The sequence below is a fragment of the Pseudaquabacterium rugosum genome, from assembly GCF_038066575.1.
Lineage (GTDB): Bacteria > Pseudomonadota > Gammaproteobacteria > Burkholderiales > Burkholderiaceae_C > Pseudaquabacterium > Pseudaquabacterium rugosum.
Genome location: NZ_JBBUTF010000007.1, coordinates 125,754 through 139,895, shown reverse-complemented (window position 1 = coordinate 139,895; position 14,142 = coordinate 125,754). Strand labels below are relative to the sequence as shown.

The window sequence follows — 14,142 nt, the reverse complement described above, 5'->3', positions numbered from 1 at the left end:
TGCGCAGCTTGCGGTGGCGGCGCCGCTTCTTGGGCTGCTCCTTTTCGCCGATGCGCGGCTCGGAGCCACGCGTCAGGCGCAGGATGTTGCGCCAGTGGCGCCAGACCAGCAGCAGGCTCATCACCGCCACGGCCAGCGTGCCGGTGGGGCGGTCGTAGTAGGCGATCATGAAGACCGGCGCGAACATCGACGCCAGGATCGCCGCCAGCGACGAATAGCGCGTGATCAGCGCCACCAGCGCCCAGATCAGCAGCGTGGCCACGCCCAGCATGGGCTCGTAGGCCAGCAGCACGCCGGCCGCCGTGGCCACGCCCTTGCCGCCCTGGAACCGGAAGAACACCGGAAACAGATGTCCGATGAAGGCGGCCACGCCGCAGAAGGCGATCGTGGTGTCGTCGAAATCGAAGCGCAGCGAATAGTGCTGGGCCAGCGACACCGCCACATAGCCCTTGGCCGCGTCCAGCAGCAGCGTGGCCACCGCGGCCAGCTTGTGGCCCGAGCGCAGCACATTGGTCGCCCCCGGGTTGCCCGAGCCGTACTCGCGCGGATCCGGCAGACGCATCGCCTTGCTGACGATGACGGCAAACGACAGCGAACCCAGCAGGTAGGCCAGCACAAAGGCCGTGTACGGGTAGGCCAGATCAATCCAGGCGACTTCATCCATAGGGGCGGGAGTTTACGTTGCGCCGCCGCACCGTCCACCGGAGGACCGGTGCGCGCGGCGCAGCGCACGTCACGCACGGGCCCCGATCGTGGCTCCGAACGCCCCCGGGTTGTCACGGAGCACCCCACCGCTCAAGTCCGCGGCGGGAGATGCCGATGTCCACACAGGCGCCAGGGAGCAGTACCACGGGCGCCTTCCTGAACTGCCTGAACGGCCTGACACAGGCGCCGCCACGACGCGCCCCCCGAAGGATGCCCCGACCATGAGCCTTCCCGCACCCAACCATCCCTGCTGGCAGAAGCTGGCCACCGGTGCCCTCAATCGCCTCAAGACCCAGCACCTGGGCACCCAGCTGCTGAGCAAGCGCATCGAGCGCAGCACGGATCCGATGGACGTCAAGGTCAAGGAGATCCAGGCGTTCTTCGCCAAGTGGGAGCGCGCGCTGCCGGCCGAAGTGGCCCAGCTGGCGGCGCTCTGACGGGCGCAGACCCCTCGAGACCCTCCCCGACGCGACCGCAGCCGGAGCCGCCCGCGGCCCGCGCGAGACGCCCCAGACACCGCATCCGGACCTCCAGACCATGAACAAGCTCATCACCGTCGCCGAAGCGGCCGACCTGATCCGCCGCGGCACGCCGCTGACGCTCGCCGGCCCCGAGTCCGCACTGGACCAGCTGCCGGCCGGCAACTGGGTCGCCGGCACCATCCCCTATTTCATGACCGCCGAGGGCGGCAAGGTCGTCACCGACGGTCAGGTCTTCGCGACGGACCTCAGTGGCATGGGCACGGTCAGCTTCGCCTGCTACGGTGCCGACGAACTGGCCTCGATCGCCGGCAAGGCGCCGGACAACGGCTTTTCCTTCACCATCATCCCGGCCGGCGGCCAGTGCCACCAGCGCTTCTCGGCCGAGGCCGCCAGCTACGAGGACGCCTTCCTCAAGCCGACCGTCGGCTGGATCTCGGGCGTGCACCTGAACGACCTGGGCAAGATCAGCCCCAAGGTCTATGACGGCCGCAGCGCCACCAAGCACGAGGACCGCACGGTCGTGGCCTACGTCAACGTGCCGGCCGACAAGCTGGTCTCGCTGGAGATCGTCAACCTGTTCGAGCCCGATGGCGGCGACGTGCTGCGCTTCGAGGAAACCAGCTTCCGCCAGACCAGCGTGCTGGTCAACGGCGAGCGCCGCAGCTTCGCCGACTACGTGCGCGGCCGCGGCCTGGAGCACGGCAAGCTGCCGCTGGTCGGCGATTTCGGTGGCGCCCATCTGAACGCCTCGATCCAGAGCCTGGATGCCGACGGCGTCAACCTGTATGCACCGCTGTTCCCGGGCGTCGACTACCGCTTCGCCGGGCCGGTGGCCGACTATGCCGGCGCCTTCCGCGCCCGCCTGGGCGACGTGGATCCGGCCGGCGTGGTGATGGGCTGCAACTGCATCCTGAACTTCCTGTTCGGCGAGCTGGAAGGCAAGGCCATCGGCGGCGTCGCCGGCCCGGTGACCTTCGGCGAGGTGGCCTACCAGCTGCTGAACCAGACGCTGGTGATGGTCCGCATCCAGTGACCTGAACCCGCACACGAGCACGGGGACGTCGTTGGGACGATCCCGCAGCCCGCCGCGAGGCGGTGAAGGGTCGGCGTGAGCCGGCCCTTTTTTCATGGCCGGCCACGGCGCGCACCGGCCCTGGCACCGGCCCTGGCACCGGCCCTGGCACCGACCCTGGCACCGACCCTGGCACCAGCCGGCGGGCTAGGCGGCCGGCGCCGAGCCCACGGCCGCGGCCTCCTGCGCCCGCAGCTCGCGCATGACGTCCTGCAGGCGGACGAAGGCCTGATAGCGCCGAGCGTGCAGGGCCGCGAGCTCGCCCTCGACCGGCGCATGGCTGCGGCCCCGATGGGACATCGCGTCCATCGCGCCCGGCACCGCGCTGAAGCAGCCGCCGGCCACCGCGCCGAGCATGGCCGCGCCCAGCAGCACCGGCTCGTCGGCCTGGGTGGCGATCACCGGGCAGCCGGTGGCGTCGGCCAGCAGCTGGCGCACCAGATCCAGGCGGCCGGCGCCGCCGCTGATGACGATCTGGCGGATCGGCGCGCCGGCGGCCGTCTGGGCCTCGATGATCTGGCGCAGCCCGTAGCCGATGCCCAGCAGACCGGCCACGTACAGCGCCAGCAGGCTGTCGGTGTCGGTCTCCATGCCGAGGCCGACGATGGCGCCGCGCGCCTGCGGATCGGCATGGGGCGCGCGGTTGCCGAGGAACTCCGGCACCACGTGCAGGCCGGCGGCCAGGCGCACGCTGTCGCTGGCCTGCGGATGGCGCTGGGCCAGCTGCTGCGCCAGCCATTCGGCCAGCGCCAGGCCCTGCTGCGCGGCGGTCTGGCGGACCGACGCGGCTGCCGGGTGCAGGCCCAGCAGACGGTCGATCGCCGCGCCGGCCACCGATTGCCCGCCCTCGTTGAGCCAGGCTGCAGGCACCATCGCCGAGTGGTAGGGCCCCCAGACGCCAGGGACGAACACCGGCTCGCGCGTGGTCGTCATCGTGCACGACGAGGTGCCGAAGACATAGGCCAGGCTGTCACGGGGATCGCCCGGCGCGCCGACCGTGGCCAGGCCGCCGGCATGGGCGTCGATCAGACCGGCGGCCACCGGTGTCCCCGGCGCAAGGCCCAGCTCGGCGGCAGCCGCCGCGCTCAGCCCCTGCCCCAGCGCGGTACCGGGCTCGACCACGCGGGTGCCGATGCGGCGGTAGCCCTCGTCGGCCAGCACGCCCAGGCCGATGCGCTGGAAGTAGTCGTCGTCCCAGCGTCGCTCATGGGCCAGATAGGTCCATTTGCAGGTCAGGGTGCAGGTCGAGCGGGCCAGGTCGCCGGTGGCGCGCCAGCTCAGGAAGTCGGTCAGGTCGAGGAACTGCCAGGCGGCGTCGAAGACCTGCGGCCGCCGCTCGCGCAGCCACAGCAGCTTCGGCGTCTGCATCTCGGGCGAGATGCGGCCACCCACATAACGCAGTACCGGATGGGCACCGGCATTGATGCGCGCGGCCTGCTCGACCGCGCGGTGGTCCATCCAGACGATGATGTCGCGCGCCGGGTCCTCGCTGGGGCCCACCGGCAGCGGGCGGCCGCCCTCGCCCAGCACCACCAGCGAGCAGGTGGCGTCGAAGCCGAGGCCGGCGATCTGGTGCGGCGCCAGCGCGGCCTCGGCCAGGGCCTGGCGCACGGCGTGGCAGACGGCCTGCCAGACCTGGGCGCTGGACTGCTCGACGATGGCGCCGGCCGCGTGGAAGGTGGTGATGTCGTGGCGGGCGCTGGCGATCATGCGGCCACGCAGGTCGAAGATGCCGGCGCGTGCGCTGCCGGTGCCCACGTCCACGCCGATCACGTGGCGGCTGTCTGCGGCGGTCATGGAGTCCTTTCGGCGGTTCGGTCCCGCGACGACGGGTCGCGGGGAGGGATCGGGCGGAGATCGGGCGGGTGTCGCACCCGGGCCCGGCGGGCGGCAGCCCGCGGACCCGGTGGCGCTCAGAGCTCGACGCTGTTGGGCAGGATGACGAGGTCGCGCACCGTCACGCCGCGCGGTCGCGTCAGCATGAACAGCAGCGCCTCGGCCACCTCCTGCGGCTGCATCAGGCTGCCGTTGGCCAGGGCCTCGTCCATCTTCGCCCGCGGCCAGTCGTCGAGCAAGGCGGTGACCACCGGCCCCGGCGCCACGGCGCCGACGCGGATGCCGTGCGGCGCCAGCTGCCGCCGCGTGGTGTGGACGAAGGCCTGCACCGCGAACTTCGACGCGGTGTAGACCGGCTCCCAGACCACCGGCACCAGGCCGGCGATCGAGCTGGTGAAGACGATGTCACCCGACTTCTGCGCGATCAGGTGCGGCAGCACCGCGTGCACGCTGCGGAAGGCCGCGGCCACGTTGAGCTGCAGCACCCGGTCCCAGACGTCGGGGTCCCCCTCGGCCACCGGCCCGCCGATGTAGGCCCCGGCATTGGCGTGGAAGATGTCGAGCCCGCCGGCCAGCGCCAGGATGCGCGGCAGCAGGGCCGAGACCTCGGCCGGCTGCAGCAGGTCCAGCACCAGCGGCCGGGCGCCGGGGCCGAGCTCGGCGCACAGCGACGCCAGGCGATCGGCGTCCCGGTCGATCAGCACCACGCTGGCGCCGGCGGCCAGCAGCTGGCGCGCGCATTCGAGGCCGATGCCCGAGGCGGCACCGGTGATGGCGGCGACCTTGCCCGCGATGGAAACACTCATGGGAATCTGCTCCGGAGGCACCGCGCGCTCAGGCGCGGCCGTGCGAGACGCGGGACTGCCGCGCCAGGGAATCGACGATCACCGCGATCGCCAGCACGGCGCCGGTGATCATGAAACGCAGCGACGAGGACAGGTTCAACAGCGTCAGGCCGCTGGCGATCGACTGGATGACGATGATCCCGAGCACCGCCGACCAGGCGCTGCCGCGGCCGCCGAACAGGCTGGTGCCGCCGATCACCGCCGCGGCGATGGCGTTCAGGTTGACGTCGCCGGTGCCCGCCTGCTGGCTGGCCGAGGCCAGGCGCGCGGCCGCCAGCACCCCGCCGAGCGCCGACAGACCGGCGCACAGCACGAAGGCGCTGGTGTAGATCGCCCGCACCGGGATGCCGGCGCGGCGCGCCGCCTCCGGGTTGCCGCCGACGGCGAACATCGAGCGCCCCCAGCGGGTGCGCTGCAGCGCGTACTGCAGCAGCACCGCCAGCGCGACGAACAGCGCGAACATCAGCGGCACGCCGCGACCCTGGCCGAGGTAGAGCACGATGGCCACCAGCACCGCCGACAGCCCCAGGCTGCGCGCCAGCAGGCCGCCGAGCAACGGCGCCGACAGCCGGGCCGCCGTGCGCCGGGCCCGCGTGCGCAGCCCGCCGGCCAGCATCGCCGCACCCGGCAGCAGGGCCAGCACGCACGACAGCGGCGTGGGCAGCACCATCGACTGGCCGAACTCGACCATGGCCGCCCCGTAGGGCAGGTTGATCGAGCCACTCGGCCCCAGCACCCACAACTGCATGCCGAGGATGGCCAGCAGCCCGGCCAGCGTGGTGACGAAGCTGGGCATGCCCAGCCGGTTGAGCAGCGCCGCGTACAGCGCGCCGAAACCCGCGCCCACCGCCAGCGCCGCAGCGATGGCCGCGGCCACCGGCCAGCCCTGGTTCACCCACAACGTGCCGACCAGGGCCGAGGCGAAGCCGCTCATCGAGCCCACCGACAGATCGATCTGGCCGAGCAGCAGCACGCAGACGATGCCGAGCGCGATGACGCCGACGGTCGAGCAGTCGAACAGCAGGTTGACCAGGTTGTCCGGCGACAGGAAGACCGGATTGAGCAGCGAGAAGACGCTCCAGATGATGAGCAGGCCGACGACCACCGGCAGCGAGCCCAGATCGCCCGCGCGCACCCGGGCGGCGAAGGCGGCGACGGCCTCGCCGAGGGTGGACGCGTGGTGGACGCGGACATCGCTGCGATCGAGCAGCGGCGGCGGTGCGACCGCCGCGGGGGAATGCGGGTTCATGGGGTGTGCTCCAGTGGGGCGTCGCGCAGACTCTGGCGCCGGACGGCGCGGCGCGACACCGCGTTCTCGCTGGCGCCGGTGATCGCGGCGACCAGTTCCTGGTTCGAGGAGTCGGGCGTGAAGACGCCGTTGTTGCGCCCGAGGCGCAGCACGACGATGCGGTCGGCCACCGCCCGCACGTCCTCCATGTTGTGGCTGATGATGATCACGGCATGGCCGCGGTCACGCACGCGCTCGATCAGGTTCAGCACCTCGGCGGTCTGCGCCACGCCGAGGGCCGCGGTGGGCTCGTCGAGCATGATCAGCTGCGGGTCGAGCAGCAGCGAGCGGGCGATGGCCACCGTCTGCCGCTGGCCGCCCGACAGCGCGGCGACCACGTCGCGCACGCTCGGGATGCGCGCCGACAGCTCGTTGAGCAGCGTCCAGGCACGCACCTCCATCGCCACCTCGTCGAGCTGCCAGGGGTCCTTCTCACGGCCGAGAAAGATGTTGGCCACGACGTCCAGGTTCTCGCACAGCGCCAGGTCCTGGAACACGGTGGCGATGCCCAGATCCAGCGCCCGGGACGGGCTGTCGAGCGTGACCTCGCGGCCATCGAAGGTGATCGTGCCGGACGTGGGTTGATGCACGCCGGCCAGCACCTTGATCAGGGTGGACTTGCCGGCGCCGTTGTCGCCGACGAGTGCGACCACCTCGCCGGCATGCACGTCGAGGTCGATGTCGGTCAGCGCCGAGACGGCACCGAACTGCTTGCAGATGCGCCGCAGGCTCAGCACGGGCCGGCCACGCGCGGGCTTCGCGTCGTCGTTCATGGGAATCTCCGGAAGGACGCGGGGCGGCGGGCGGCGAGCGCCGCCGCCCCGCAGGACGGACTCAGCGCGTGAGGCCCAGCGTGCGGCAGCCCTCGGCATAGCGGCCGGTGCACAGCTGCTCGGCGCTGGCGATGCCCTTGTCGACGATCTCGGCCTTCAGGTTCTTCGCCGTCACCACCGCCGGCGTGAACAGCTGCGAGGGCGTGTTGTAGAGCGTGGTCTCGGCCTTGGGCGCCTTGCCGTCGAGGAAGCCGACGGCCACCCGCGCGGCGGCGGCGGCCACGATCTCGCTGGGCTTGGAGATGGTGTTGTACTGATCGCCGGCGATGATCAGCTGCAGCGCGGCCAGGGTGGCGTCGTTGCCGCTGACCGGCGGCACCGGCTTGCGGCCGGCGGCCTTGAAGGCGGCGATGGTGCCGCCGGCCGTGCCGTCGTTGGCCGCCACCACGCCGACGATCTCGCCACCGAAGCGCGTGATCTGGCCGCTGACCCACTGCTGGGCCTTGGGCGGCGCCCATTCCGGCGTGTCGAACTCGGCCAGCGTCCTGTAGCCGCCGGCCTTGATGCCGGCGCGGATGCCGTTCTTGATCAGGCCGGCGGCCGCGTCGGTGGGCGAGCCGTTGACCTGCAGCACGCCGCCCTTGCCGGTGGGCACGCCCATGGCCTTGAGCTGCTGCATCAGCGACTCGGCGATGGCCCGGCCGATGCCCTCGTTGTCGAAGGAGACGTAGAAGTCGGCCGGGGTGGCCGGCACCGGACGGTCATAGGCGATGACCTTGACGCCCTGCGACTGCGCCGAGCGCACCAGCGAGGCCGCGGCGGTGGAATCCACCGGATCGAGCACGATGACCTTGGCGCCCTGCGCGATCACCGAATTGAACTGCTGCTGCTGCAGCGAGACGTCGGCATTGGCGTTCTGGTAGAGCACCTTGCAGTCCGGGCACAGACGGGCCATCTCGGCCTTGAAGCCCGGCCAGTCGTGCTGCTCGTAACGGGTCGAGGCCTGGTCGGGCATCAGGAAGGCCACGGTGCCGGCCGGGGCGGCCAGCGCGCCGGTGCTGCCGGCGGCCGCGGCGGCACCCGCGGCACACAGGGTCGCACGCAGCAGGGTCTTGAGCGTCGGGTTCATCGTCTGTCTCCTGGGGGTATGAACGTGGCAGGCCGGCCTGCCGGGCAAGGGCCCTGAAGGGCCTCGTGGAAGCGCTCCGCGCGCCGGCGTCGCGGAACGTCGGGATGCAGACGGCCGGGCGGTCCGCGTCGGGCGCGGATCACCGGTCGTGTGGGAGGGTGAGAAACGGGCCGGCGCGGCCCGGGGGCGGATCGCCCCGCGGCCTCAGGCGGCCATGGCCTCGGCCGCCACCGCGGGCGGCGTTGGCGGCGCGTCGGCCCTCGGATCAGCCGCGCGATCGGCGACGGCCTCGGCCGTGCGACCGGCCAGCAACGCCCTGAAGTGCGAAGGGTTCAGGCCCTTCTGGCGCAGGAACTGGCGGTTGAAGTTCGAGATGTTGCGGAAACCCGCGGCGAAACAGATGTCGGTGATCGGCATCGACGGCTCGCTCATCATCAGCTGGCAGGCCAGATTGATGCGCAGCCGGTTCACGTACTGCGCCAGACCCATGCCGGTGTGGCGCCGGAAACTGCGCGAAAAACCGCTCGGGCTCAGCCGGGAAATGCCGGCCAGATCGGTTTCATTGAAATCCTCGGTCAGGTGGGCGCGGATATGGGCCAGCGCCTCGTTGATGCCGGTGGCCATGAAGCCCGAGGGATCCGGGTGATAGGCCTCGCTGGCCAGCGGCGCGGCACCCGCATCGCGGCTGAGCGCGCCGACGATGGACATGAACAGCTCGATGCGCCGCAGCCCGCCGGCGGCCACCAGTTCGGCCAGCAGCAGCGCCACCTGGCGCGTGGTGTGGGCCGTGAACAGCACGCCGCGGCGGCTGAGCTGCAGCAGCGGCTGCAGTGCCGCCAGCTCGGGCAGCAGCGCGGTGGTGTCGTGGATGAAGCGCTCGGTGAACTGCAGCACCCGGCTGCGCAGCGGCACCGCGCGCCCGGCCGGCAGATCGCTGACCCAGTTGTGCGGCAGATTGGGGCCGGTCAGCACCAGCTGGCCCGGGCCGTAGGCGCCGATGAAATCACCGACGAAGAACTGGCCGTCGGTGTGCACGACATGGTGCAGCTCATATTCCGGATGGAAATGCCAGCGCACCGTGTGGTACGGATACCCGTGTTCCCAGGCCTTGAACGATTCCGCCTGACCGATCTGCACGACTTCAAGATCAGGTTTCATCACTCGGTCTCCTTCGGATGCAACGCGGAATGGCCGGAAGCGGGCCCTGGAAGCGCACCGGCGCTGCGGTCCGCCGGGCGCGGACGGCGGGGAAAACCGCTGTCCGATGGCGTGCATCTTAGGATCCGGCCGCGCGCGCCACTACTACGGCGCAGGCCGGTGACCTGTACTTTCTTGACATCGAAGCCAGCCCACACCGTCGGGATTGCGTAGTTTCCCTAGGCTGGCCGGATCGGACCCGGGCAGGAGGCCCGGGCCACGGGGCTCAGCCGAGCGATGCGGGGCCGGCCGGCATGCCCGCATCCGGGGCGCCAGGGGCGGTGGCCGCCGCCAGCTCCTCGTCCGTCATCAGGCGCTGCTGCAGCACGAAGCGCTCGCCGCTGCCGTCCTCCAGGCTGAAGGCGCCGTTGTTGCCGGCTTGGGCGTCCAGCGTCAGCGCGATGCTGGCCAGGTACTCGGCCTGGCCGGCGGACAGCCAGAAGGCGGCGTCGGCCACCGTGCCCCAGCGGCGGTCGGTGGGCGAGAGCGTCATCTCGCCCGGCGCCAGGCACAGCGGGGTGGTGCCGTCGCAGCAGCCGTGGCTGAGGTAGAAGAAGACCTCGCCGTGGCGCGCGCGCAGGCGCTCGATCAGGGCGGTGGCGGCCGGGGTGGCGGTCAGTCGGGACATGGTCGGGCAGGCTCCGGAAACGACGAAGGGCGGCCCGTGGGCCGCCCTTGGTGGGATCAGCGGGCGGCCCACGGCGCGCCCGGCTCGATGGGGTCGGCACGCGCGCCACAGGGCCCGCGCACCGCACCGCCAGGATCAGAAGAAGCCCAGCTTGTTCGGGTTGTAGCTGACCAGCAGGTTCTTCGTTTGCTGGTAGTGGTCCAGCATGGCCTTGTGGGTCTCGCGGCCGATGCCCGATTCCTTGTAGCCACCGAAGGCGGCGTGCGCCGGGTAGGCGTGGTAGCAGTTGGTCCACACGCGGCCGGCCTGGATGGCACGGCCCAGGCGGTAGGCCTGGCTGCCGTCACGCGTCCACACGCCGGCGCCCAGGCCGTACGGCGTGTCGTTGGCGATCTGCAGGGCCTCGGCCTCGTCCTTGAAGGTGGTCACGGCCAGCACCGGGCCGAAGATCTCTTCCTGGAAGATGCGCATCTTGTTGTGGCCCTTGAACAGGGTCGGCTGGACGTAGTAGCCGCCGGCCAGGTCGCCACCGATCTCGGCGCGGTTGCCACCGATCAGCACCTGCGCGCCTTCCTGCTTGCCCAGTTCCAGGTAGGACTGGATCTTGTCCATCTGCATCTGGCTGGCCTGGGCGCCGATCATGGTCTCGGTGTCCAGCGGGTTGCCCTGCTTGATGGCGGCCACGCGCTTGAGGGCGCGCTCGATGAAGCGGTCGTAGATCGACTCCTGGATCACCGCGCGGCTCGGGCAGGTGCAGACCTCGCCCTGGTTGAACGCGAACAGCACCAGGCCTTCGATCGCCTTGTCGAGGAACTCGTCGTCCTCGGCCATCACGTTGTCGAAGAAGAGGTTGGGCGACTTGCCGCCCAGCTCCAGCGTGGCCGGGATCAGGTTGCCGGCGGCGGCCTGGGCGATCACGCGACCGGTGGCGGTCGAGCCGGTGAAGGCGATCTTGGCGATGCGCTTGCTGGTGGCCAGCGGCATGCCGGCCTCACGGCCGAAACCGTTGATGATGTTCAGCACGCCCGGGGGCAGCAGGTCGGCGATCAGCTCGACCAGCACCAGGATGCTGATCGGGGTCGACTCGGCCGGCTTGAGCACGACGACGTTGCCGGCGCCGATGGCGGGCGCCAGCTTCCAGGCGGCCATCAGGATCGGGAAGTTCCAGGGGATGATCTGGCCGACGACGCCCAGCGGCTCGTGGAAGTGGTAGGCGATCGTGTTGTGGTCGATCTCGGAGATCGAGCCTTCCTGGGCGCGCAGGCAGCCGGCGAAGTAGCGGAAGTGGTCGACGGCCAGCGGGATGTCGGCGTTCAGCGTCTCGCGCATCGGCTTGCCGTTGTCGACCGACTCGGCGTAGGCCAGCAGCTCGAGGTTGGCTTCCAGGCGGTCGGCGATCTTCAGCAGCGTGTTGGCGCGCTCGGCCGGCGAGGTCTTGCCCCACTTGGCGGCAGCGGCGTGGGCAGCGTCCAGGGCGCGCTCGACGTCGACGGCGGTCGAGCGGGCGGCCTGGGTGTAGACCTTGCCGTTGATCGGGGTGATGACGTCGAAGTACTGGCCGTCGGCGGGGGCGACGAACTGACCGTTGATGAAGTTGTCGTAACGGGCCTTGTAGGCGATCTTGGCACCGGCGGCGCCGGGAGCAGCGTAGACAGTCATCTGTGTCTCCTTCGAGGTTCGGGCAAGGACGGCGCCGGTGGGCACCGGCTCCTGGTTCACGCGAGGCGGCCACCGGGGTGACCGCCGGCTCGCTGGACAGAATGGGTGCAGCCGGCATGCCACACGCCCTGTGACAGTCCTTTGCACCGGAATCGATGGAAAAGCTGCCGGAATACCGCCCTGCTCTGGCACCGATCCTGCAAACATCTGTGCCAACTGCCTGCGCAAGGCCTGTCACTGTCACGACCTTGCACAGCCGAGGAACGCTTTTCTGCTGAAATCGGAAGCGTTCCCGGGAAAGCACTCATGAACGACGTTGCATAACGACGGGATCACGAGTCCCTGAACAGGCCTGCGATGAATCTGCCCCTGGTGCGCCCTGTCCCCCGCTCCAATCTCGAACTGCGTCGTGCGCGACAGCAGCTGCTCGACCACGGCGAGGCCGACGCCGAATTGCTGGGTCCGCTGCTGGCACGCAGCTGGCAACGCAGCGTGGGCGCCGGCCTGAGTCCGGCCGGCCGGCGGTCCGGCGGGCCGCACGCGTCGGCGGCGCAGCTGGCCCGCGCGCTCGAGCGCCAGTACGAGCTGATGTCGCACGCACGGCCGGTGCTCGAGTTCCTGGCCCCGCACGTGCAGACCACCGACAGCGTGCTGATCCTGGCCGATGCCCAGGGCATGGTGCTGCAGGCGCTCGGCGAGGGCGGCTTCCTCGGCCGCGCCGAGCGCGTGGCCTTGCGCCCGGGCGCCACCTGGCAGGAGCAGTACCGCGGCACCAACGCCATCGGCACCGCGCTGGTCGAACAGCAGCCGGTGGTCATCCACGGCGCCGAGCACTTCCTGGACCGCAACGCCTTCCTGACCTGCTCGGCCGCGCCCATCGTCGATCCGGCCGGGCGGCTGATCGGCGTGATCGACATCTCCGGTGAGCAGCGCGGCTGGCAGCCCGGCCACCTCGGCCACACGCTGGGCCTGGCCTGCGCGGCGGCGCAGATGGTCGAGCACCGGCTGTTCGACACCTGGCATGCCGGCGGCCTGCGGCTGCGCCTGCACCTGCAGGCCGAGGGCCTGGGCACGCTCGGCGAGGGCCTGCTGGCGCTGGCCGAGGACGGGCTGCTGATCGGCGCCAACAGCCAGGCGCTGAAGCTGCTGGGCCTGGGCCAGCAGGCCCTCGGCCATGCCCGCATCGAGGCAGTGCTGGGCCTGCCGCTGGAGCAGCTGCTGCGCTGGGCCTCGCAGCCCGAGCTGGCGCGCCCCTGCCAGCGGCCGGACGGCCAGCGCCTGTGGCTGCGCATGGAGGCCGGCAGCCGGGTGCTGCCCGGGCTGCAGGTGGCCCTGGGCCAGACGGCGGCGCCCGCGGAGCCGGTGGCCGCGGCCACCGACGGCCGGGCCACGGCGCCCCGGCCCCGGACCGCCGTACCGATCGCGCCCACCGACGGCCCGGCCCGCCGCCTGCACAGCGCGGACGGCCTGGACGACGACGGGCTCGACGGCGTCGGCGGCCGTGCGCCGCAGCTGTCGGCCGCCAACGATGCGCTCGGCCGTCTCGACACCGGGGATGCGACGCTGCGTGCGGCCATCACCCGCGCCCGGCGCGTGCTCGACAAGCCGATCGCGCTGCTGCTGCAGGGCGAGTCCGGCGTCGGCAAGGAATGGTTCGCGCGGGCGGTGCACGACAGCGGGCCGCGCCGCAAGGCCCCCTTCGTCGCCGTCAACTGCGCGGCGCTGCCCGAGACGCTGATCGAGGCCGAGCTGTTCGGCTACCAGCCCGGCGCCTTCACCGGCGCCCGCCGCGAGGGTGCGCCCGGCCGCGTGCGCGAGGCCCACGGCGGCACCCTGTTCCTCGACGAGATCGGCGACATGCCGCTGGCCATGCAGGCCCGGCTGCTGCGCGTGCTGCAGGAGCGCGCGGTGGTGCCGCTGGGCGGCGGCAAGGCGGTGCCGGTGGACTTCACCCTGATCTGCGCCACCCACCGCCAGCTGCGCCAGGCCATCACCGACGGGCGCTTCCGCGAGGATCTGTACTACCGCATCAACGGCCTGAGCCTGCAACTGCCCGCGCTGCGCGAGCGCGAGGACCTGGTGGCGCTGCTGCAGCGCATGCTCGGCGAGTTCGAGCCGCAGCGCGGCCTGAGCCTGTCGCCCTCGCTGCAGATGGCCTTCGAGCGCTACCGCTGGCCGGGCAATCTGCGCCAGCTGGCCAATGCGCTGCGCACCGGCTGCGCGCTGCTGTCCGACCACGAGAGCGTGATCGACTGGCCGCACCTGCCCGACGACCTGGCCGAGGATCTCGCCGCGCTGCGGGCCCCGCGCCCCGAAGCCGACGGCCCGGTCTCGCTGGAGGAGGCGCCGCATGACCTGCGGCTGCAGCAGCAGGCCACGCTGCGCCGGGTGCTGGAGACCTGCAACGGCAACCTGTCGGAGGCCGCGCGGCGCCTGGGCATCAGCCGCAACACGCTCTACCGCAAGCTGCGGGCGATGCAGGCGGGCTGAGGCCGGCCCGACGCGACGGACGGCCCGCGCACAACGGG

The 14,142-nt window shown here is 71.6% G+C and carries 11 protein-coding genes and 1 pseudogene; 3 read left to right on the top strand and 9 right to left on the bottom strand.

Annotation, left to right across the window (positions count from 1 at the left end; genetic code table 11):
- Positions 1-34 precede the first annotated feature (34 nt).
- Positions 35-664: pseudogene (plsY, locus tag AACH11_RS09385) on the bottom strand (glycerol-3-phosphate 1-O-acyltransferase PlsY); the annotation flags it as partial.
- A 262-nt stretch (positions 665-926) separates the two neighbouring features.
- Between plsY and AACH11_RS09380 the strand changes: the two are divergent.
- Together AACH11_RS09380 and AACH11_RS09375 are read left to right on the top strand one after the other, a co-directional pair.
- Entirely contained in the window at positions 927-1,142 is a 216-nt protein-coding gene (locus AACH11_RS09380; RefSeq protein ID WP_341373952.1) for a hypothetical protein, read from the top strand.
- A 100-nt stretch (positions 1,143-1,242) separates the two neighbouring features.
- A complete protein-coding gene (locus tag AACH11_RS09375) occupies positions 1,243-2,220 on the top strand; it encodes a DUF6976 family protein (protein ID WP_341373951.1) in 978 nt (325 codons plus the stop codon).
- Positions 2,221-2,406: 186 nt separating this feature from the next.
- Here the strand turns inward: AACH11_RS09375 and AACH11_RS09370 are convergent, their stop codons facing one another.
- The 8 genes from AACH11_RS09370 to exaC all read right to left on the bottom strand — a co-directional run bounded on the left by AACH11_RS09370 (position 2,407) and on the right by exaC (position 11,614).
- Entirely contained in the window at positions 2,407-4,056 is a 1,650-nt protein-coding gene (locus tag AACH11_RS09370; protein ID WP_341373950.1) for an FGGY-family carbohydrate kinase, read from the bottom strand.
- A gap of 116 nt (positions 4,057-4,172) precedes the next feature.
- A complete protein-coding gene (locus AACH11_RS09365; protein ID WP_341373949.1) occupies positions 4,173-4,901 on the bottom strand; it encodes an SDR family oxidoreductase in 729 nt (242 codons plus the stop codon).
- Positions 4,902-4,929: 28 nt separating this feature from the next.
- Complete coding sequence (locus AACH11_RS09360; protein WP_341373948.1) at positions 4,930-6,189, bottom strand: sugar ABC transporter permease; 1,260 nt, start codon at positions 6,187-6,189, stop codon at positions 4,930-4,932.
- Positions 6,186-7,001: an ATP-binding cassette domain-containing protein gene (locus AACH11_RS09355; protein ID WP_341373947.1), complete on the bottom strand. Its 816-nt coding sequence runs from the start codon at positions 6,999-7,001 to the stop codon at positions 6,186-6,188. The genes AACH11_RS09360 and AACH11_RS09355 overlap by 4 nt, the downstream gene beginning before the upstream one ends.
- Before the next feature lie 61 nt (positions 7,002-7,062).
- Positions 7,063-8,130, bottom strand: coding sequence for an ABC transporter substrate-binding protein (locus tag AACH11_RS09350; protein ID WP_341373946.1), 1,068 nt, complete (start codon positions 8,128-8,130; stop codon positions 7,063-7,065).
- A gap of 204 nt (positions 8,131-8,334) precedes the next feature.
- Complete coding sequence (locus AACH11_RS09345) at positions 8,335-9,288, bottom strand: helix-turn-helix domain-containing protein (RefSeq protein ID WP_341373945.1); 954 nt, start codon at positions 9,286-9,288, stop codon at positions 8,335-8,337.
- Between the two features lie 265 nt (positions 9,289-9,553).
- Positions 9,554-9,955 (bottom strand): DUF779 domain-containing protein, encoded by a 402-nt coding sequence (locus AACH11_RS09340; protein ID WP_341373944.1) that lies wholly within the window; start codon positions 9,953-9,955, stop codon positions 9,554-9,556.
- Positions 9,956-10,090: 135 nt separating this feature from the next.
- Complete coding sequence (gene exaC / locus AACH11_RS09335) at positions 10,091-11,614, bottom strand: acetaldehyde dehydrogenase ExaC (protein WP_341373943.1); 1,524 nt, start codon at positions 11,612-11,614, stop codon at positions 10,091-10,093.
- 357 nt (positions 11,615-11,971) lie between these two features.
- Between exaC and AACH11_RS09330 the strand changes: the two genes are divergently transcribed.
- Positions 11,972-14,104, top strand: a complete 2,133-nt coding sequence (locus AACH11_RS09330; RefSeq protein WP_341373942.1) for a sigma-54-dependent Fis family transcriptional regulator — start codon at positions 11,972-11,974, stop codon at positions 14,102-14,104.
- The last annotated feature ends 38 nt before the right edge of the window (positions 14,105-14,142 follow it).

What these genes read in the sequence shown, in the direction of transcription:
- AACH11_RS09380 (WP_341373952.1), top strand. Translation starts at nt 927, where the DNA reads ATGAGCCTTCCCGCACCCAACCATCCCTGCTGGCAGAAGCTGGCCACC.
- AACH11_RS09375 (WP_341373951.1), top strand. Translation starts at nt 1,243, where the DNA reads ATGAACAAGCTCATCACCGTCGCCGAAGCGGCCGACCTGATCCGCCGC.
- AACH11_RS09370 (WP_341373950.1), bottom strand. Translation starts at nt 4,056, where the DNA reads ATGACCGCCGCAGACAGCCGCCACGTGATCGGCGTGGACGTGGGCACC.
- AACH11_RS09365 (WP_341373949.1), bottom strand. Translation starts at nt 4,901, where the DNA reads ATGAGTGTTTCCATCGCGGGCAAGGTCGCCGCCATCACCGGTGCCGCC.
- AACH11_RS09360 (WP_341373948.1), bottom strand. Translation starts at nt 6,189, where the DNA reads ATGAACCCGCATTCCCCCGCGGCGGTCGCACCGCCGCCGCTGCTCGAT.
- AACH11_RS09355 (WP_341373947.1), bottom strand. Translation starts at nt 7,001, where the DNA reads ATGAACGACGACGCGAAGCCCGCGCGTGGCCGGCCCGTGCTGAGCCTG.
- AACH11_RS09350 (WP_341373946.1), bottom strand. Translation starts at nt 8,130, where the DNA reads ATGAACCCGACGCTCAAGACCCTGCTGCGTGCGACCCTGTGTGCCGCG.
- AACH11_RS09345 (WP_341373945.1), bottom strand. Translation starts at nt 9,288, where the DNA reads ATGAAACCTGATCTTGAAGTCGTGCAGATCGGTCAGGCGGAATCGTTC.
- AACH11_RS09340 (WP_341373944.1), bottom strand. Translation starts at nt 9,955, where the DNA reads ATGTCCCGACTGACCGCCACCCCGGCCGCCACCGCCCTGATCGAGCGC.
- exaC (WP_341373943.1), bottom strand. Translation starts at nt 11,614, where the DNA reads ATGACTGTCTACGCTGCTCCCGGCGCCGCCGGTGCCAAGATCGCCTAC.
- AACH11_RS09330 (WP_341373942.1), top strand. Translation starts at nt 11,972, where the DNA reads ATGAATCTGCCCCTGGTGCGCCCTGTCCCCCGCTCCAATCTCGAACTG.